This is a genomic window from Bacillus sp. DJP31 (genome assembly GCF_049310945.1).
Taxonomy (GTDB): Bacteria; Bacillota; Bacilli; order Bacillales; family SA4; genus Bacillus_BS.
In genome coordinates, this window is the sequence record NZ_JBMERO010000002.1 from 84,399 (window position 1) to 103,385 (window position 18,987).

The 18,987-nt window shown below is 36.3% G+C and carries 24 protein-coding genes; 10 read left to right on the forward strand and 14 right to left on the reverse strand.

From position 1 onward, the window contains the following. Positions 1-256: 256 nt before the first annotated feature. Positions 257-526: a 30S ribosomal protein S20 gene (rpsT, locus tag ACOI1C_RS02850; protein ID WP_422507814.1), complete on the forward strand. Its 270-nt coding sequence runs from the start codon at positions 257-259 to the stop codon at positions 524-526. Between the two features lie 50 nt (positions 527-576). On the opposite strand, the gene holA is transcribed toward rpsT, so the two are convergent. Next, complete coding sequence (holA, locus tag ACOI1C_RS02855) at positions 577-1,602, reverse strand: DNA polymerase III subunit delta (RefSeq protein WP_422507816.1); 1,026 nt, start codon at positions 1,600-1,602, stop codon at positions 577-579. Positions 1,603-1,893: 291 nt separating this feature from the next. Between holA and ACOI1C_RS02860 the strand changes: the two genes are divergently transcribed. Further along, positions 1,894-2,028 carry a YqzM family protein gene (locus tag ACOI1C_RS02860; protein ID WP_422507818.1) on the forward strand — a complete coding sequence of 45 codons (135 nt, stop codon included), beginning with the start codon at positions 1,894-1,896 and terminating at the stop codon, positions 2,026-2,028. 72 nt (positions 2,029-2,100) lie between these two features. Here ACOI1C_RS02860 and ACOI1C_RS02865 read toward each other — a convergent pair whose 3' ends face one another. The 3 genes from ACOI1C_RS02865 to ACOI1C_RS02875 are packed head-to-tail and all read right to left on the reverse strand — an operon-like array spanning position 2,101 to position 5,645. Continuing rightward, a complete protein-coding gene (locus ACOI1C_RS02865; RefSeq protein ID WP_422507820.1) occupies positions 2,101-4,410 on the reverse strand; it encodes a DNA internalization-related competence protein ComEC/Rec2 in 2,310 nt (769 codons plus the stop codon). 13 nt (positions 4,411-4,423) lie between these two features. Next, positions 4,424-4,993 carry a ComE operon protein 2 gene (locus tag ACOI1C_RS02870; RefSeq protein WP_422507822.1) on the reverse strand — a complete coding sequence of 190 codons (570 nt, stop codon included), beginning with the start codon at positions 4,991-4,993 and terminating at the stop codon, positions 4,424-4,426. 37 nt (positions 4,994-5,030) lie between these two features. After that, complete coding sequence (locus tag ACOI1C_RS02875; protein WP_422507824.1) at positions 5,031-5,645, reverse strand: helix-hairpin-helix domain-containing protein; 615 nt, start codon at positions 5,643-5,645, stop codon at positions 5,031-5,033. 119 nt (positions 5,646-5,764) lie between these two features. Between ACOI1C_RS02875 and comER the strand changes: the two genes are divergently transcribed. Next, positions 5,765-6,601, forward strand: coding sequence for a late competence protein ComER (gene comER / locus ACOI1C_RS02880; protein WP_422507826.1), 837 nt, complete (start codon positions 5,765-5,767; stop codon positions 6,599-6,601). A 58-nt stretch (positions 6,602-6,659) separates the two neighbouring features. Here the strand turns inward: comER and ACOI1C_RS02885 are convergent, their stop codons facing one another. The 8 genes from ACOI1C_RS02885 to ACOI1C_RS02920 are packed head-to-tail and all read right to left on the reverse strand — an operon-like array spanning position 6,660 to position 11,676. Beyond that, positions 6,660-7,403 carry a class I SAM-dependent DNA methyltransferase gene (locus tag ACOI1C_RS02885; RefSeq protein WP_422507828.1) on the reverse strand — a complete coding sequence of 248 codons (744 nt, stop codon included), beginning with the start codon at positions 7,401-7,403 and terminating at the stop codon, positions 6,660-6,662. After that, positions 7,400-7,756: a ribosome silencing factor gene (rsfS, locus tag ACOI1C_RS02890; protein ID WP_422507830.1), complete on the reverse strand. Its 357-nt coding sequence runs from the start codon at positions 7,754-7,756 to the stop codon at positions 7,400-7,402. Before rsfS ends, ACOI1C_RS02885 begins: the two co-directional genes overlap by 4 nt. A 4-nt stretch (positions 7,757-7,760) precedes the next feature. After that, positions 7,761-8,336, reverse strand: coding sequence for a bis(5'-nucleosyl)-tetraphosphatase (symmetrical) YqeK (gene yqeK, locus ACOI1C_RS02895; RefSeq protein ID WP_422507832.1), 576 nt, complete (start codon positions 8,334-8,336; stop codon positions 7,761-7,763). Further along, positions 8,329-8,895, reverse strand: a complete 567-nt coding sequence (locus tag ACOI1C_RS02900; protein ID WP_422507834.1) for a nicotinate-nucleotide adenylyltransferase — start codon at positions 8,893-8,895, stop codon at positions 8,329-8,331. The genes yqeK and ACOI1C_RS02900 overlap by 8 nt, the downstream gene beginning before the upstream one ends. 11 nt (positions 8,896-8,906) lie before the next feature. Next, on the reverse strand, positions 8,907-9,200 hold the full coding sequence (yhbY, locus tag ACOI1C_RS02905; protein WP_422507836.1) for a ribosome assembly RNA-binding protein YhbY: 294 nt from the start codon (positions 9,198-9,200) through the stop codon (positions 8,907-8,909). Beyond that, positions 9,201-10,040 carry a shikimate dehydrogenase gene (gene aroE / locus ACOI1C_RS02910; RefSeq protein WP_422507838.1) on the reverse strand — a complete coding sequence of 280 codons (840 nt, stop codon included), beginning with the start codon at positions 10,038-10,040 and terminating at the stop codon, positions 9,201-9,203. It abuts the gene before it with no gap. Positions 10,041-10,052: 12 nt separating this feature from the next. Then, positions 10,053-11,156 (reverse strand): ribosome biogenesis GTPase YqeH, encoded by a 1,104-nt coding sequence (gene yqeH / locus ACOI1C_RS02915; RefSeq protein ID WP_422507840.1) that lies wholly within the window; start codon positions 11,154-11,156, stop codon positions 10,053-10,055. Positions 11,157-11,160: 4 nt separating this feature from the next. After that, positions 11,161-11,676 carry a YqeG family HAD IIIA-type phosphatase gene (locus ACOI1C_RS02920; RefSeq protein ID WP_422507842.1) on the reverse strand — a complete coding sequence of 172 codons (516 nt, stop codon included), beginning with the start codon at positions 11,674-11,676 and terminating at the stop codon, positions 11,161-11,163. A 404-nt stretch (positions 11,677-12,080) separates the two neighbouring features. Between ACOI1C_RS02920 and ACOI1C_RS02925 the strand changes: the two genes are divergently transcribed. After that, on the forward strand, positions 12,081-12,218 hold the full coding sequence (locus ACOI1C_RS02925; RefSeq protein ID WP_422508161.1) for a sporulation histidine kinase inhibitor Sda: 138 nt from the start codon (positions 12,081-12,083) through the stop codon (positions 12,216-12,218). A gap of 39 nt (positions 12,219-12,257) precedes the next feature. Here the strand turns inward: ACOI1C_RS02925 and ACOI1C_RS02930 are convergent, their stop codons facing one another. Then, complete coding sequence (locus ACOI1C_RS02930) at positions 12,258-12,695, reverse strand: hypothetical protein (protein WP_422507844.1); 438 nt, start codon at positions 12,693-12,695, stop codon at positions 12,258-12,260. A 152-nt stretch (positions 12,696-12,847) separates the two neighbouring features. On the opposite strand from ACOI1C_RS02930, the gene ACOI1C_RS02935 reads away from it, so the two are divergent. Genes ACOI1C_RS02935 through mnhG form a run of 6 tightly spaced genes read left to right on the forward strand, consistent with a single transcriptional unit; the run spans position 12,848 to position 18,135 of the window. Next, entirely contained in the window at positions 12,848-15,184 is a 2,337-nt protein-coding gene (locus ACOI1C_RS02935; RefSeq protein WP_422507846.1) for a Na+/H+ antiporter subunit A, read from the forward strand. Then, the gene (locus ACOI1C_RS02940; protein WP_422507848.1) at positions 15,185-15,523 is read left to right on the forward strand and encodes a Na(+)/H(+) antiporter subunit C; all 339 of its coding nucleotides are present in this window, start codon (positions 15,185-15,187) and stop codon (positions 15,521-15,523) included. It begins immediately after the preceding gene. Then, positions 15,516-17,000, forward strand: a complete 1,485-nt coding sequence (locus ACOI1C_RS02945; protein ID WP_422507850.1) for a Na+/H+ antiporter subunit D — start codon at positions 15,516-15,518, stop codon at positions 16,998-17,000. Before ACOI1C_RS02940 ends, ACOI1C_RS02945 begins: the two co-directional genes overlap by 8 nt. Positions 17,001-17,007: 7 nt before the next feature. Beyond that, complete coding sequence (locus ACOI1C_RS02950; protein WP_422507851.1) at positions 17,008-17,484, forward strand: Na+/H+ antiporter subunit E; 477 nt, start codon at positions 17,008-17,010, stop codon at positions 17,482-17,484. A gap of 8 nt (positions 17,485-17,492) precedes the next feature. Next, positions 17,493-17,792 carry a Na(+)/H(+) antiporter subunit F1 gene (locus ACOI1C_RS02955; RefSeq protein WP_422508163.1) on the forward strand — a complete coding sequence of 100 codons (300 nt, stop codon included), beginning with the start codon at positions 17,493-17,495 and terminating at the stop codon, positions 17,790-17,792. Next, the gene (mnhG, locus tag ACOI1C_RS02960) at positions 17,773-18,135 is read left to right on the forward strand and encodes a monovalent cation/H(+) antiporter subunit G (protein ID WP_422507853.1); all 363 of its coding nucleotides are present in this window, start codon (positions 17,773-17,775) and stop codon (positions 18,133-18,135) included. The genes ACOI1C_RS02955 and mnhG overlap by 20 nt, the downstream gene beginning before the upstream one ends. A gap of 1 nt (position 18,136) precedes the next feature. On the opposite strand, the gene ACOI1C_RS02965 is transcribed toward mnhG, so the two are convergent. Continuing rightward, positions 18,137-18,928 carry a phosphatidylserine decarboxylase gene (locus tag ACOI1C_RS02965; protein WP_422507855.1) on the reverse strand — a complete coding sequence of 264 codons (792 nt, stop codon included), beginning with the start codon at positions 18,926-18,928 and terminating at the stop codon, positions 18,137-18,139. Positions 18,929-18,987: the final 59 nt, after the last annotated feature.

Here is an 18,987-nt window from a genome sequence, read left to right on the forward strand (position 1 = left end):
TAAATTTACTTTATTGCTTAGTTTTTCCAAGTTAAAATTGATTCATTCACGTCTTATATAAACTCGATCTTTAGAAATGCTATTTTGTGAAACATCTATTGCAATTATGTCTCGTATTTGATAAAATATTTCTTGTTCTGACTTTAGAATTTTTTATGAAATTCTTTTTAAACTATGATTACTTATAAACACCCATTGATTAATTAAGGACACCCGAGCATATAAACACTCGAGTTTCATTTAGGGAGGTGAAAGAATGCCTAATATTAAATCTGCTATTAAGCGTGTAAAAACGAATAACGAGCGTCGTGCACAAAACGCATCTGCAAAATCTTCAATGCGTACAGCTGTTAAGAGTGTTGATGCACTAGTAACAAACAGCGACCTTGACAAGGCAAAAACTGCTCTTGTTGAGGCTAGCAAGAAGCTTGACAAAGCTGCTCGTAATGGTTTAATCCACAAGAATGCTGCAGCTCGCCAAAAGTCTCGTTTAACTAAGAAAGTTAACGCTGCTAACAACGCTTAATTTTTTAAAAAAAAGCATTGCCTCTGTCTGTTGACAAAGGCAATGCTTTTTTATTTCATTTGTTGATGCTGCTTTAATATAAATAACTCAATCGCTAATTTTTTATCCATTCTTCCTGTTTTGATTGCATAATCCATTTCAGCTAATTCGCTAAGTGACTTTAATAAGTACTCACTAGTAAATTGGGCTACCTTTTGCAGCGCAAGTTTAACTCTAAAAGGATGAATTTTTAATTGAGTAGCTATTTGTTGTTGACCGTACCCTCGATGTGACAGTTCCTTTACTTGATATAAAAGGCGAAACTGTGAAGACAACAAGGATAAAATTTTTATAGGTTCCTCGTTTAATTTTAGAAGATCTTGAAAGATTTCCATCGCTTCAGACACTTTTTTCTGAATGACACAATCAATTAGTTCGAATATATTGTCCTCAATTGTTTTTGAAGAAAGAAGTTGAACAACATCACTTGTAATTGTACCCCCAACTCCAACATACATTGTAAGCTTTCCTAATTCTTGAACTAACAGAGTAATGGAGCCTCTAACATACTGAAGAACTAGTTGGATGGCACCATCTGTGATTGTGACCTTTTGCTGTTTCATTTCTTCTTTTATCCATTCAGATAACGATCTTTCGTCTGGGAGTGTTGACTCAACCATTTCCGTTTGCTTTTTTAAAAGCTTTGTTATTTTTTTTCTTTCATCTAACTTTTCTGCGTTAACAACAATTATAAAAATGGCAGTTGGTGACGGGGATAAGACATAAGACTCCAGCAATTGAAGGTCATGATGAACCTTTTCTTTTTCCTTTGCACCTGTTAAAAACCATGCATTTTTTACAATCACCACTCTTTTGTCACCGAAGAAAGGCAGTGTTTGAGCATCCTCTATCGCAATCTCAATAGGAACTTCTTCTAAATCATAGGTTGACAAGTTAAAATCACGTTCTTCCTCATCTAAAACCGTACTCAGTAATAGTTGAAGGGTTTTGTCTATGAAATAAGACTCACGACCAAACATCAAATAGATAGGAGCAATTTGGTTCGCTATAATTTTTTTATGTATTTCTCTAATCATAAGTAGTAGTCCTCTCTATACCGAACTACTTTCATCCTAAAAGGAAATGTGTATTTTTGCAAGCAAGGAAGGGAATAAACTCTAAATAGAGTCTATTCCCTTTTTATGTGAACGCTTCAGAAATGGTCCTAGGAAACGATCTCTGAAACGATGCTCCTGTTGTATTATTTAGAATATCCTTAAGTAATAGATGTATTTGTGTTAACTCTTGTCAGTAAAGGAAAATAAGCAAGGAGTGTAGATTTTTCTATTGGATTGGCTTATAATAAATACGTGCGAGGAGGGGTTACAGTGAATGATTTTGAAAAAAATGTCCAAAGTAAACGTAATGATGCTGTTGATTCTGGAGTAGGCTTTGCCGTATCATTTGGTTTTTTTGCATTAATTTTTATCATTGGAACAGTTATAAAAATAGTAGCAGCTTAAAATGGGGACTGTTTTAACACAGTCTCTTTTTTATTTGGGGTTAATTAGAACTAAATTTCATTTCAAGTTATCTTATGGAAGTTTTGTATGAAAGGTTCCGATGCGGTTTGGTGAAAAAATAAATCGTATGGCACCTTGCTGATCAGTTCTTAATATTTTAACTTTTTGTTGATGTAACCGAGTCAGAATTTCTTCATGAGGATGCCCAAAGCGATTTTCATACCCTGCTGAAATTAGTGCAACTTTTGGCTGAGTAACTTTAAGGAATGATTCTGTAGTGGACGTTTTACTACCATGATGGGCAACTTTTAAGATACCGGCCTGTAAATTGGGATACCTCGCAATTAGTGCTTCTTCTGCATCTACTTCAATATCTCCAGTAAATAACCATGACTCCCCACCTAAGATCGTCGCTAAAACAATTGACCCGTCGTTTTTATTTGAAAAGACTTGAAAAGGGGCTACTAACTTAAATGGGATACCACTTACACTCCAACTATCACCACTTTTAACTCTTTTAACTTCGACTTGTTCTTCCTTTGCAAGTGAAATTAGCTCTTCTTCCATTTCGTTTGGTTCATTGTACTCACCGATTAGTATTTCTGAAATCTTCATATGCCCGAGGATATAGGGTGCTTCCCCCATGTGATCCATATCCGGATGTGTCAAAATTAGCTTGTCGATTTTCCGAATACCTTTTGACTTTAAATATGGAATAATAATATCTCCACCAATCGAAAACGAGTTCATCTTTTGTTTCCATTTATCCACATCAAACTCCACTCTTCCACCTGTATCAATCAAATAGACACCTCTTCTATATGGAAGTTCGATTAAGATTGAATCACCTTGTCCGACATCAATGATTGTGACTTCACCTCTTGGATTCATATACGGAAAAGCGAAGTGTAGCAGTATTACTAAAATAATTGGCACAAAAGGAAATAGATGAAATTTTTTTCTCCGTTCCCAACAAACAAAAGTAAACAGAATAGCCACAAGATAAAGACAAGTAATAAATAGAGGAGGCTTCCCGAGAACAAGTACATGCCAATCAAAATCTGATATATAGACAGCAATTTGATTGATTATATTTAAAACAGTGTTAAACTCGGTGGAAATTATGTTTAAAAACGGAAAATCAACTAGCAAAAGGAAAAACAATAAAATACAGATGGGTAATATGATGAAAGTAATGAGAGGGATATAAATAAGGTTTAGCAGAGTGCTCAAAAGTGAAAATTGGTAAAAGTGATAAATAAGGAGTGGTAGTGAGCTAATTTGGGCAATGGTACTTGCTACTATTAAGGTGAGAATCGGGTTTGTAAGCTTAAGGAGGATGGTTTGACTTGATATTATGAGAGCTAACGTAACCGCAAACGACAGTTGGAAACCAACGTTAAATACATAAAAGGGGTTGTAAAATACCATGACAATAAATGCCAAGCTAATTAAGTCCAATGTGGATAAAGGGAACGTTCTATATCTAATTTTTAGTAAAACAAGAAAAGTCATAATAGCAGCCCGAATAACGGATGGACTTCCTCCAGCTAGCACTCCATAAACCGGTAAGAGGATCATCATGAAAATCATTACTTTTTCCTTCGTTAAACCCATACGCACCAACCCAAGATAAACAAATGCACAGATTAGACTTACATGCATTCCAGAGATCGCTAGTAAATGAATCAACCCTAGCTCCTGATAGGCAATTAACACATCCTCTTCTATTAATCCTCGTCCACCAAATATCAACGCTTGGACGAAACCATTTAATGGACTTGGCATATTTTGTTCTATGGAATTTAAAGCGGTGTCACGTTGATGATTAATATGATCGATAAGGGTCATCCGCCTATTTTTACAGCTAGACATGGAAAAGGAGGAGGGAGAAACCATCCAATGAACCTTCTGCCAATATAAGTATTTTTTAAAATCAAAACTATTATAATTCCGTGCTTCTTGAGGAGGTTTTAGTTCCCCCTCAAAACTACATATTGTTCTACTCTTCAAGCGTAATAATCCATTTTTTTCTTGTTCAGTTTGAATTTTATATGTGAAATATAATTTCTCCCCAGATGCGAGTTCAAAATTAAAACGTAAACTATCCCCATTAATAGTAGGGGTAGTAATAATTTTACCAGTAAATGATGAGGTACCTTCTGTTAATTTACTGACGTTAGTTGATTCATGAAAATAGAAATTATATCCAAATAAGATAAATGCCACTATAAACCCTATTCCTATTTTTATATCTCTTTGTAAAATGAAACATACTACTATCAGAGCAAAGAGAAGGAGAATTAAGGACAAGTTAAAACTTACAAACATGATCCCAAGAAGGCTAGAAAAAGCTATATATACCCACTTATTATTCATCATATTTGGTCACTTCTTAATTATAAGTTGTAAATATTGTATTAGCTTGATTTTGTAGCTCAATAATTTCATTTTCGGATACACCAGCCTTTGATAGTTTTTCAATAAGAGTGGATATGAGTTGCACTTTCTCCTTATTTTTTGTATCAATAATCATATTTTCTAGCTTTACTTGAGCGACCGTTACACCGGATTGTTTAAAAAGTTCAATAGCATACGGATGATTCTTATAATCTTTTGAATAGTAAACGGACTGAATTCCACTTTGGATAATACCTTTACAACATTGTAGGCATGGAAAGTGAGTAACATAAATTTCAGATCCTTGTGTCGGTACCCCGAATTTGGCACATTGTATCACGGCATTCATTTCAGCATGGATAGTACGTACGCAATGATGGTCAATAACATAGCAGCCCTCGTCTATACAATGGGTGCCACCAGTAATCGAACCATTATAACCACCTGCTATAATTCGTTTATCTCGAACGACGGTCGCACCAACAGCCAATCTAGTACACGTACTCCTCAATGCAAGTAGATGGCTTTGTGCCATAAAATATTGATCCCAAGATATTCTATTCAAACTAATTCCTCCCTTTTTTGTTCTATTTCAAAAACAGCTAGTTAATTGTGACATATTCCCTTAAACTTTCTACTGACTTTTCACCGAAACCCGATACTTTATCTAAATCTTCAATGGATTGAAACAGACCGTTTTCCTGACGATACGCAATTATTGCATCAGCTTTAGATGGTCCAATACCAGGAAGTGTCTCAAGCTCCACCTTTTCTGCTACATTTATATCGACCAATTTCTTTTCATCATTTAAAGGGGCTTGGATACTTGTCCAATCAGAGGGTTTTTCCCCTTGTTTAGGGACATAAATAACCATCTCATCCATTACTTTTTCAGCAAGATTTACTCCCTTTTGTTCAGCCTGCTCTGTAAAACCACCTGCCATCATGACGACATCCATAACACGATCGGATTCTTTTACTTCATACACTCCTGGTGAGATGACTTCTCCTTTAATATCAATGAAAAAAATCGGAAGTGGTTCTTCCTCTTCTTTCACTTCCTCTGGTTTTACCTCATTTTCTGGATCCGTCATAGATTCCTCCCAATCTATATCTTCAGAATTTGGCACCTCACCAGAAGTAAAAGTAAATACTACAAAACCAAAAACAACCATAACAATAAGCACAATATACCAATATTTACGGATGTAATCCATATGAATTCCTCCCTATCTTTGTCAAAATTGAATAGATGTGTGTCTGAATAAACACATAAAAAAGCCGAATGCGTCATATATGTGTATGAGAGAACCGTAAGTGGAGGAGGGAATGGTAAATGAACGTAGGAATCATCGGAACAGGTAACATGGGGACGATTTTAATTGAATCCTTCATTGAATCTCGTGCCGTTAAACCTTCTGACCTTTTTATTACTAATCGAACTTTACCTCGAGCAGAGAAGTTAAAAGCCATCTACCCGGAACTCAACGTGGTTCCAACATCAGAGGAAATTATTCAACATTCCGAGGTCATTTTTATTTGTTTAAAACCATTGGATATTTATCCATTACTACTAAAAATAGCCCCCCTAGTGCAGAAAGATCAGTGTATTGTTTCAATCACGAGTCCTGTGAGTGTTAACCGACTTCAATCTGTCCTTCCTTGCAATGTAGCTAGAGTCATACCAAGCATTACAAACCGAGCCTTGTCAGGAGTTTCCTTAGTGACATTTGGTGAAAGCTGTTCAATAGATGCTCAAAATCTTGTAAATGGGTTGTTTCAACAAATTTCATCGACAGTGATGATTAAGGAGGAAATAACAAGAGTAGCTTCAGACATCGTTAGCTGTGGGCCTGCATTCTTTAGTTATATCTTACAACGATTTATTGATAGTGCTGTACAAGAAACAGAGATATCAAAACATCAAGCAACAGAGTTAGCAAGCGGAATGTTGATTGGTATGGGGAAGTTATTAGAAAAAGGAATTTTCACATTGCCAACTCTCCAAGAAAAGGTATGTGTAAAAGGTGGAGTCACTGGAGTGGGCATTAAAGTGTTAGAAGAAGAGCTAGGAGAAATGTTTAATCATGTTATCCAAAGGACTCATGAAAAATACTACGAAGATATAAAAGAAATTAAAGAACAGTTTGAGTTCACTAAAGACTTTAATTAACTAGTTCTACATGGAAAGAAAAAAACCTTTAAAAATAAACCATCTTTTTTTCGATGGTTTATTTTTTTTCACAATAAAAAAGAATTCGCTCTCTTTCATTCTTACTTAGGTTATCTTTAAAATCAGATGTAACTTCTATTGAGGAAAACCCAGCAGCCTTTAGCCAGGCTTCATACGTGGCTATTGGATAGGTTCGCTGAACATGCACTTCATCATACCGTTTATAGAGGTTTTGATTACCAGTATTCACGAAGAAAGTAAGCTCGTGTTCGACACTATAAGGAAAATCGCCTTCGAAACAATTCCAAATAAAAGAAATCTCTTCATCTGTACTGACAAAGGTTTGATCCATAAATATGGATTCTATCTTTTCAGTAGAGTGGACATCGAACATAAACTGCCCATTTGATTTTAGGGAATCATAAACACCCTTGAAGGTTGAAGTCACTGCTTGCTCATCCTTTAAATAGTTTAATGAGTCACAAAAACATAGAACGAGATCAAATGATGCTGTGCCCACTAAATTCGTCATATCTTGTTCTAGGAAAGTGATCTGAACTTGCTCGTTCCGTGCCTTCTCATCCGCAACTGAAAGCATTTCAGTGGAAAGATCTATTCCGGTAACATCGAAACCCATTTTGGCAATCGGAACGGAAAGTGACCCAGTCCCACATGCTAAATCTAGCACTTGACCATACCGCTTTTCAGCAGGGATCCTATTAAGGAAGTACTCTAGCCATGACTCGTAAGGCACGTCCTTCATAAGCTCATCATAAATATAGGCAAAATGCTGATAGGTCATTGAATGAGTACACTTTGAATATCTTCAGTTGGAGCATCTCCCCAAAGGCGTTCTAGATTGTAGTACCCTCTTTCATCCTTATGAAACACGTGCGCAATTACATCACCAAGGTCAACCAGAATCCACCTAGCCTCATCAAAGCCTTCCATTTTTCTTACACTAATTCCGTTTTCTTCTGCTTTTTCTTTCATTCCTCTAGCAATTGCTTGTACCTGCTTATCGGAGTTTCCGTGGCAGATCAAAAAATAATCCGCTACAAGTGAAATCCCTTCCATTTTTAGTGCTACGATATCCTCTGCCTTTTTGTCATCTGCTGCTTTTGCTGCTATAAATAATGCTTCTTTCTCAGTCATTCAATCATTTCCTCTCAGCTTTATATTCTCGAATCAATTCATTATAAGTAAAGAACGTATCAGGGTATATCACTTGTTTCTTCTGCATTAAAAAGCTAATTGTGTTTCTCAAGGTTAAAATGACAGCTAAATCTAGATTTGTTTCCGCCACTTCCCTAACCTCATCCACACCAGGAAAAACCCTTCCAGGTTCAATATAATCAGCTACATATATAATCTTATCTAAAATCGTCATGCCCACATTACCCGATGTATGATATTTTATCGCATTTAGTATAACCAGATCTTTGATTCCTACTTCATTCTCCACTAAATACGCACCAACAGGAGCATGCCAGAGCTCTTTGTCATGTTGGAGTAGATCTTGCTGAAGCTGTTGAGTGATAATAATTTGTTTCATCTCATCTTTAGGTCGAAACTTCGCATAATCGTGAAAAATAGCCGCAATCTCTGCTTTATTTTCGTCTGCTCCATGGATATGTGCTAATTTAATTGCCGTCTCCATAACACCGATTGTGTGTATATATCGCCGCTCAGTCATTTGTCCTTTAACGATGGATAAAGCCTTTTCCCTATTCATATAAGTGATTCTCCTCAATATATATTCGAACGGATGGGGGAAGTAATTGTTCCGTATTTCCATTTTCCCTCAATCGATTTCGAATAAATGTTGATGATATGTCAAATAAGGGCGTGTCTAAAGAAATAATAGGATACTTTGTATGATGTGAGAAACCGGTTCTTCCAACACCTACAAATGTAAGTAAAGACAAGAGCTCCTCTATTTTGTACCATTTTGGGAGGTACTCAATCATGTCTCCACCTATGATAAAATAGAAATCGTACTTCTTATACTTTTCTTTTAGTAATTTGACCGTATCAAGGCTATAGGAAGGTCCTTGTCTTTCCAGTTCAATTGGTTGAACGTGAAAATGTATATGCCCGTCTATGGCAAGCTTTACCATGCGGAGCCGATCCGTTGACTTTGTTACATTCCCTGCTTCCTTATGAGGAGGTATTTGAGCTGGCATAAACCATATCTCATCAAGAGACAAGGCATGAAGTACTTCATACGCAATTAAGAGATGCCCATTATGTGGAGGATCAAATGTTCCGCCTAAAATACCAATTTTCTTCATAGGGATCCTTTTTATGACGGCATTACTAATTGCTTATTTTCTTTCGACTCTTTATATAGGACAATAGTATGCCCAATCACTTGAACAAGTTCAGCACGAGCGCCTTCACTAATTTTTGCGGCCACATCATGACGATCCTCTTCACAATTTTGCAAGACACTAACCTTTATAAGTTCTCTCTTTTCTAATGCATCATCTATTTGTTTAATCATGTTCTCATTGACTCCACCCTTCCCAACTTGAAAAATCGAGTCAAGATGATGGGCCTTTGAACGTAAAAAACGCTTTTGTTTGCCGGTTAACATTTAGTTAACACCTCCTAGTTTGTTTAGTACAACATTTCGCATCACATCAATGTTTGGATAAATCCCAGTCCACTTTTCAAATGAAAGAGCACCTTGAAAAACAAACATATCAACACCATTCAGAGTTTTTGCACCAAAACTCTTAGCCACGCGTAACCATTTCGTTTCAATGGGATTATAAATGATATCACTCACAATGGTATTTTCCTTTATATGGCCTAAATGAATGGGAGTATGATCAAGACTTGGATACATTCCTATTGAGGTGGTATTAATAATAATATCATAGGAGTCAACTACTGATTCAGCTTCAGATAAATCCATGGCTAAAGAAGAACTAGAATTCCTAGAGTGGATCAGCTGTCTAGCCGTCTCTTTCGTACGATTCGCAATATCCACCTTCTCAACACCCTCATCTATTAGTGTGAAATAGATTGCTCTAGCAGCGCCGCCTGCCCCTATTAATAGGATGGACTGATCCTGTATTCTTTTTTTAGGGATTGCTTCCTTTAAGCTAGTCACATAACCTGCTCCATCTGTATTATAACCAATGAGTTTGCCAAATTCATTTACGATTGTATTAACCGCACCAATCTTCTTTGCAAGAGGATCAATTTCATCTAGCAGTGTCATGATGGAAACTTTATGAGGAATCGTCACATTTAGTCCAGCTATACCAAGTCCACGTATTCCCTCTATTGCAGCAGGCAATCTATCAGGAGTAACATGAAAAGCCATATACTTGGCAGTTAGTCCAAGATTACTAAATGCTGCATTATGCATGGATGGTGACATTGATTGGGAAATCGGGTCCCCTATAACACCGTAAAGCTTCTCCATATTCCGCCTCCTTTATATGAGGGATCGGCGTAGTGAAACCCCTACTCCTTTTGGCGCATAAGCTACAATCCTTGTTCCTGGTTCTTGTATGGTAACCCAACCAAGTCCCGAGAACACAACATCCACTTTTTCGTCACGAATGGAAAACGGGAATGCAACCAAGTCAGGAAACTCTTCTATATCTTCTTGTCTAGGAGGACTTAATAACTCTCCAACATGATTTCGATAGAGCTCGTCCGCATTTTGAAGCTTTGTTCGGTGAATGGTCAAATCATTGGATACATAACAAATAAAGGACTGTCTAGCACCACTTACAAAATCTAATCGTGCTAGACCACCAAAAAACAAGGTCTGTTCAGCATTTAATTGAAACACCTTTGGTTTAATCTCCCTTTTTGGCGTAATGAGCTTCAAATCTGCTTTTTGGACAAAATGAGCCATTTGATGATGGTTGATAATACCGGGTGTATCAATAATAGACGCATTCTCGTCTATTGGAATATCAATAATATCTAGCGTCGTTCCTGGGAAATGGGAGGTTGTAATAAGTTCCTCTTCTCCACCAAATTGTTTTAAAATCCGATTGATAAATGTTGATTTACCTACATTTGTGCTTCCAACAACGTAGACATCTTTACCTTTTCGATGCTCTTCAATAGCTGCAACCAGTTCTTCAATTCCATTCCCTTTTTCTGCACTTATTAGGAATACATCCTTTGGCTTCATTCCTAATTCTTTTGACTCCAATTTCATCCATTGAATCACTTTATTGGGTTTAATAGATTTAGGTAGTAAGTCTACCTTGTTCCCGACGAGTAAAATGTCGTTATGCCCAACAAAGCGATGCAAACCAGGAAGCCAGCTTCCAGTAAAATCAAAAATATCAACAAGCTTTACAACTAAAGCATTCTCCTTACCGATTCCATTAAGAATCCTAATAAAATCCTCATCCGTAAGTGATACGTCTTGAACCTCATTATAATGCTTTAAACGAAAACACCGCTTGCAAATTACTGGATCCTTTGTAAGAGCCGAGATAGGAGCATATCCTAGCTTCTTCGGCTCTTCTGTTTGAATGGTCACTCCACATCCTATACATTTATACTGTTCTGTCACTCCGTTATTCCTCCCATTGAATCATACCTTTTTGCTTCAGTTTCTTTAAAATGCTTCTCTCAACTCTTCGATTAAATTTCGTTATGAAACCATCCGTCTGTTTGACGGGTACAACTAGAATCGTATGTAATCCCAAACGGTTTCCTCCAAGGACATCGGTAAGCAACTGATCACCTATCACGACCACTTCTTCTGCCTTAAGATTCATGCTTTTCAAAGCTTTTTGAAAAGCAGTTCTCAAAGGTTTCCTTGCTCTGAAAATAAAAGGGATATTAACTGGTGAAGCAAATGCTTCTACCCTCTCCTTATTATTGTTAGAAACAATCGTCACGGTTATATTATGATTTAACATGGATTGAAACCATTGCTTTAATTCTGGTGTGGCATCCGGTCGATCCCATTCTACAAGTGTATTATCTAAATCAGTGATGATACCCTTTATCCCTCGTTTTACAAGTTCAGCTGGACTAATTTCATAAATACTTTTCACATGTTCACTCGGTAAGAACATACCTAACAACTTATACACCTCAATTTAACTTTAGATACAGACATTCATCATAACGAATTTCCTGTAAACATTCAAAATATAATTAAAAAAATACACTAGAATAGTTAAAAAGCTAGAAAAAAAGGAAGAAAAACAAAAACTTTTCGACAAAATCTTCAAATTTTCTACACCTGTGGATAAAGTTACTAACATTTTACCCAATGAAGAACCTGTGTTTATTCCTTTTATAAACAATCAGTCCACAACTTATCCACCAATGCCTGTGGATAAGAGAACGATTGTTCTAGAATTTAATTCATGATAGATTAAGAATACATAAAAAATTAACTACTAATATATGCGATAAAATAGAAAAAAAGAACGTACATTATAAAATTTTTTAGGAGGTGGGCTTGCCATTATTGGCAGTGACTATGAAAAAATTAACGGATGAACTACTCATTGAATCGTATTATAAAGCGACAGAATTAAATCTTAGCCCAGAATTTATCCACTTAATTGAAAATGAAATAAAACGCAGATCTTTAGCACATAGAATTAAAGTTTCCTAATATTTTTGAAAGAGCCATTACAAAAGTAATGGTTCTTATTTATTTCCGAAGCTCATTCCACTCTTTAAGCCACACATCACTTACTTCATTCATTTGCTTTTCTTTGTACAGACGCTCCAAAACTCGATACTTTCTAGGATCTTCCACTATGTTTGATACTTTTATTGTCGTTTGCGATGAAATTTCCTGTATAACTTCTCCACTTCCATGACGATAATAAGGGTTCAACCTAAGCCCAATCATAGACTCTCCTTCATGTTTAACAAATACTACATGACTAATTTTTTCATTCATTAGTAGTAAGGGAATTAAGCCTTCCGTTGCTTCTTCGCTCTTTGAAAATGCAGCACCTATTTCGTCAGCACTAATAATGGATCGATAATACTCCCTAGGTAATAAAGCTGGATCTTCTTTGCCTTTTGCTGAACATCCAATTAAGAAAACACTAAGAATAAACAGTAAAAAGAAACCTCTCATTTCGCTCCTCCTTTCCTATTTAATATGCTAATTCAAACCTTACTCCATACTATTTATCCTTTATTTATAAAGAGGTGGATAATAGTTGAAGTTCACTATGAAATGTGGGTACAATTGAAAGTAGAATGTTTTTTTAAGGAGGTTTACTTTAAGTGCTTCACTTTTTGGTCCTTGCACCGCTCCTATTTGCCTTCTTGGCTCCAATTCTCTACAAGAATTTAAAGAGTATTCATACCGGATGGTTTGTCCTAGTCATACCGTTATTTATTTTTATTTACCTGATATCTTTACTTTCATCTGTCATGGAACGGCCACTCATTGAAAAGCTAGACTGGATGCCATCACTTGGTATCAATTATGACCTTTATGTGGACGGCTTAAGCCTATTATTTGGATTATTAATCTCCGGTATTGGTAGTTTGGTCATTTTTTATTCGATCTATTACTTACATAAAACAGAAAAACTAGGTCATTTCTATCTTTATTTACAACTGTTTATCACGGCCATGCTAGGGGTCGTTTTCTCTGATAACATGTTTGTTTTCTATATGTTTTGGGAGCTCACTAGCTTATCTTCCTTTTTATTAATTGGTTTTTGGAACCATCGGGAAAAATCGAGATACGGGGCATTAAAGTCCCTTTTGATTACCGTTTTCGGCGGGTTGTCTATGTTTGCAGGACTAGTTTGGATGTCAATAATAGTTGGAACTTCTAGTATTCGTGGTCTCATTGAGGGATCGGATTTAATTACAAGCAGTCCTTTTTTCATACCTATTTTAGTCTTGATTCTCTTAGGTGCTTTTACAAAATCGGCACAGTTTCCATTTCATATTTGGCTACCTGATGCAATGGAGGCACCAACACCAGTCAGCGCGTACTTGCATTCAGCTACAATGGTAAAAGCAGGAATTTATTTAGTAGCAAGGCTTTCCTTAATTTTTGCAGGTACGGATGCATTTTTTCTAATCGTGTCAGGGTTTGGGTTGCTTACATTATGTTGGGGATCCATCATGGCGGTTAAACAAACCGATTTAAAGGGGATACTAGCTTACTCAACCATTAGTCAATTAGGGATGATCATGGCTATGCTCGGATTTGGTACAGGTGCAGCTGTTTTTGCTGCCATATTCCACATCTTAAATCATGCAACATTTAAAGGAAGTTTATTTATGGTCGCGGGTATCGTGGATCATGAAACTGGAACGAGAGATATTAGAAGACTCGGTGGGCTGTATTCATTAATGCCTATTACAGCAACGTTAGCCTTATTCGGTGTGTTTTCAATGGCAGGTGTTCCTCTTCCCATTTTTAATGGTTTTTTAAGTAAAGAGATGTTCTTTAGTGCTGCTGTTCATTTACGAAATGAAGGAGCACCGATTTACCAAATGGTAGCACCTTATATTCCTTTCATTGCAGTGCTAGGTAGTATTTTTACGTTTATCTATTCAATGATTCTTTTCTTTAAGACTTTTACAGGAAAGTTACAACCATCTAATTTAGAAAGAAAACCACATGATCCACCAATTGGGATGTTACTCTCACCTATCGTGCTTGTTGTATTAATTGTAGTCATTGCTCTATTCCCTGGTCCCTTTAATGAGTATTTATTAGCCCCTGCTGTTGCAGCAGTGATGGGCGAGGCATCACAAACTAAGATTCAATTTTGGCACGGATTCGATAATCCATTGAAAATGTCGCTGATTGTTTTGATTATAGGTTCGATTGCTTATGTATTAAAAGACAAATGGCTTCATGTATATGACAGGATTCCAGCTAAGTGGAGTGTGACTAATGGATATGATTACCTTGTAACTGGTCTATTCAATGGTTCGAAAAAACTAACAAATTCCTACATGAATGGCTCGTTAACAAATTACTTCAGAATGATTATTGGGTTTATTTCTCTAATTGGTCTTTTCACCTTGTTTTATACAAATGGATTTGCCTTTACTTGGGGTGGAGCTAGCTTCTCTTTTGCTGAGTTTGCCATTGCCTTAACGATGATGATTGCAGCCATTGCGATTATTTTTACACCAAATCGAATCGCAGCTATTCTTATACTCGGTGTGGTCGGCTATGGCTTGTCTCTACTATTTGTCTTTTACTCTGCACCAGATTTAGCGTTAACACAGCTCATCGTAGAAACAGTTACAGTTTCTTTATTTTTACTTTGCTTTTACCATCTTCCAAAGCTAAAACCAGTGAAAGAAAAAACATCAACCAAGATCGTGAATTTGGTTATATCCTTGGCATTTGGGTTACTCATCACATTAATCGGCATCTCATCACATAGTTCAAAATGGTTTGATACTATTTCTAGCTACTTTATTGAAAACTCCTATACTCTTGGAGGCGGAAATAATATTGTGAATGTCATATTGGTTGATATAAGAGGTCTAGATACAATGCTTGAAATTAGTGTCCTAGCATTAGCAGCTCTCGGTATTTTAGCCATGATAAAATCGACTAAAAAGGAGGATGTTGATTAAGTGGAAATACTAATGTCCATTCTGTCTGGAGTATTGTTTACTTGCGGAATCTATCTGCTACTTCAAAAACAGCTCCTCCGAATCATTCTAGGTACAGCCTTACTCTCACACGGGGCACACTTATTTATTTTAACGATGGGCGGACTTAGAACAGGTGCTCCACCTATTCTAAAGGAAGGAGTAACTTCTTATACAGACCCCCTTCCACAGGCATTAATTCTAACATCAATCGTCATTAGTTTTGGTGTGACATCCTTTTTATTAGTACTTGCTTATAAAACGTATAAGACAAACCAAACCGATAATCTAGAAGAACTAAGGGGAACAGAAAATGAGTAATTTCAATAATTTAGCGATATTACCAATCTTGTTACCTATTATCGCTGGTATTCTATCGGCTTTTCTCAATAGAAGAAATGTACTATTGAAATGGGTTACAGGTATTTTTGTCATTTGTCAGCTACTTGTTGTCTCATATATTATGCTTCAAGTGTTTGCACAAGGACCGGTCATTCTCGAGACAGGAGATTGGCCAGCACCTTATGGAATTATTATCGTGGCAGATGAATTGGCGATGCTTTTAGTCGTGACAACCAATCTAATCTCTGTTGCCGCCGCATTCTATTCATTTAAGACAGTTAATCAAAATGAGCAAAGATATTATTTTTATACATTTTTTCACTTTTTAATCGCGGGTGTTTCTGGTGCATTTTTAACTGGGGATTTATTTAATCTATTTGTATTTTTCGAAGTCCTTTTAATGGCATCATATGCCCTCATTATTTTAGGTGGTTCTAAGCAACAATTTCGAGAATCCATTAAGTATATGCTCATTAACGTGTTCTCTTCGATATTATTTGTGACGACCATTGCGTTTCTTTATTCAGTAACTGGAACAGTAAATATGGCTCAATTAGCTGTACGAGTGGGAGAATATGGGCAAACAGGTATTTTAACAACGATAGCAATCATGCTCTTTATCGTTTTTGCCACTAAAGGGGCGTTATTCCCTCTTTATTTCTGGTTACCTAAATCCTATTCTGTGCCACATCCTGTCGTCTCTGCACTATTTGGTTCTTTGTTAACAAAGGTAGGTATTTATTGCATACTAAGGATATTCACTTTAATTTTTGGCCATAATGCAGCCTTCACACACCAATTGTTTATTGTAATCGGGGTAATAACCATCCTTTTTGGAGTAATCGGTGCGTTATCTACTCATAATATTAAACTCATTATCGCTTACAACATTGTACCTTCCATAGGCTTTATCTTGATCGGAATTGGTGTTTTTAGTGTCACGTCGCTCGCTGGAGCCGTTTATTATTTAATTCATGACATGATCATTAAAGGAGCCTTATTTCTAATAGTCGGAACGATTGTAATGATTGCTGGTACGTCAGATCTTCGAAAAATGGGTGGTCTACTCCATCAATACCCAGTAGTAGGCTGGCAATTATTCATAGCTACACTCGTTTTAGCAGGAATTCCTCCGTTTAGTGGGTTTATCGGGAAATACTTATTGGTTCGAGGTGGATTAGAAGAGGGACATTATTTCGCAACTATATCTGCGACCCTACTTAGTCTCTTGACTCTTTTGTCTGTTATGAGAATATTTATCGGGGCATTTTGGGGTGAGCAAATGAAGGAACACCGGACAGTCTCAACGAAGGGACTACTTGCTCCCGTCTCCTTTTTATTAGCCTTCTCCATCCTACTTGGTGTTGGAGGAGATTATATTTATCCATACGTCCAATATATCGGTGACACACTAGCGAGTCCTTCTTATTATATTGAGAATGTTCTAAAGGAGTAGTTGCTCAATGGCCTTTCAGCTCATATTAAATAGTATACTTGCATTCGTTTGGATGGTTTTAGTAGAGAAATTCACATTCGGAACTTTCTTTATCGGTTATATCATTGGACTGATTTTGTTATTACTATTTAGACGGTTTATTCCTGGTAACTTCTATGGTGGAAAAATCATGGCCATATTGAAGCTTGTTTTTATTTTCCTAAGAGAACTCCTATTATCTAATTTAGAGGTTGTCAAAATCGTGTATCGACCGAAGCTAGATATTCAGCCAGGTATTATTGCATTGCCAACTGAATTAAAATCAAATTGGGAAATAACCTTATTAGCCAATTTGATTACTCTTACACCTGGCACATTATCGATTTCTGTTTCGACTGATCATCAAATTATTTACATTCACGCTATGGACATTCGGGATAAAGATGAAATTATTCATTCGATTAAGCATACGTTTGAAGATGCAATTATGGAGGTGACCAGATAGTGAATGATATGATGCCTATCATCTTACACTGGTGTGTTAATATTTCTCTAGTCATGACTTCAATTTCCATCATTTTATTGCTTTATCGAACGGTTAAAGGGCCATCAAATCCAGATCGTGCAATTGCACTCGACAGTATTGGTATTACTTTAATTGCAATGACCGCTTTGATTGCTATACAACTAAAAACGACCTTTTTTAATGAAGTGATATTATTAATCGGAATTTTAGCTTTTATTGGGACAGTAGCAATAGCAAAATTTATTGAAAAAGGTGTGATTATTAAATATGACCGGGATGGATCTTAGCCCATTTGTCACCATTTTAATATGTTTTTTATTGCTCTTTGGTACATTTTTTATTTTTTCTAGCGCCTTAGGATTAATAAGGCTTCCAGATGTTTACACACGAGCACATGCCGCTTCCAAAGGAGCAACACTCGGAATTGCAAGTGTCCTTCTTGGAACATTTATTTACTTTTTATATTTTGAAGAAGAATTAAGCAGCTCATTACTACTCGGTATTATTTTTATTCTCTTAACCCTACCCGTTTCAGGGCATATGATTGCTAGAGCTGCTTATAATAGTGGTGTACCTCTTTGGAATAAAAGTATCAAAAACGATTTGGAAAAGAGACGCCAAAGCGAATGAACTAATCTGTTTTCCCTGTTCTAATCGTCCCAAGTACTTGTCCTATTTGAACATCCATTTTTTTCGATAAGGCATTCGGACTAAATGATGCCTTTTCAAAAAGCAAGATTACAGTTGAACCGAAAGCAAAGTAGCCAATCTCTTCACCTTTTTTAATGGACTCTCCCTTATGGGTAACTTCAATCCCGTTTACGAACATTGCTCCAACTTTTACTAGTGCAAGATAGGCACCATTACTTACAATTTCAGAGATGACACGGTAATTTTTAGTGAATGGACTTTTGCCATATTTAACACCCCAATTATTAACTGGATAGGATGAAGTCCCGAGTGACCACTGCGCGACAATATCACCAGATATTGGTGCATGAATTCGGTGATAATGACTAGGACTTAAATAAAGAATAAGAAAAGTACCATTTATGTATTTTCTCTTTTTCTCATTGTCTCCTAGCATTTCTGAAATGGAGTAGGATTTACCTTTCGCTATAAAAGTATGATCGTCTGAAATTTCGCCAAAGTCTTCAAGAACCCCATCAACTGGGCTGGTTACTACTTGATCTCCTATTTCTATTGTTCGAGATTTATTCTTAAGTTTCCGAGTAAACAAATCATGTAAAGATTGATATTCCGTAATTGATTTTTCCATTTCATCCAAGTTAAGTTGATAAACCCGTGTAAATGAAGGTATCATGAATCGACTGTATGGAGAACGAGTAAAACGTTCTAACCATTTGGATATAAGCGGCCTATTTGTTAGTTCAATAAAAAAACGATATAACTTTTTTTTCAAGATATTGCCTCCTGATTTAGAAATAGCTTTACGAAAGAACATAAAATGACTAAAATGAA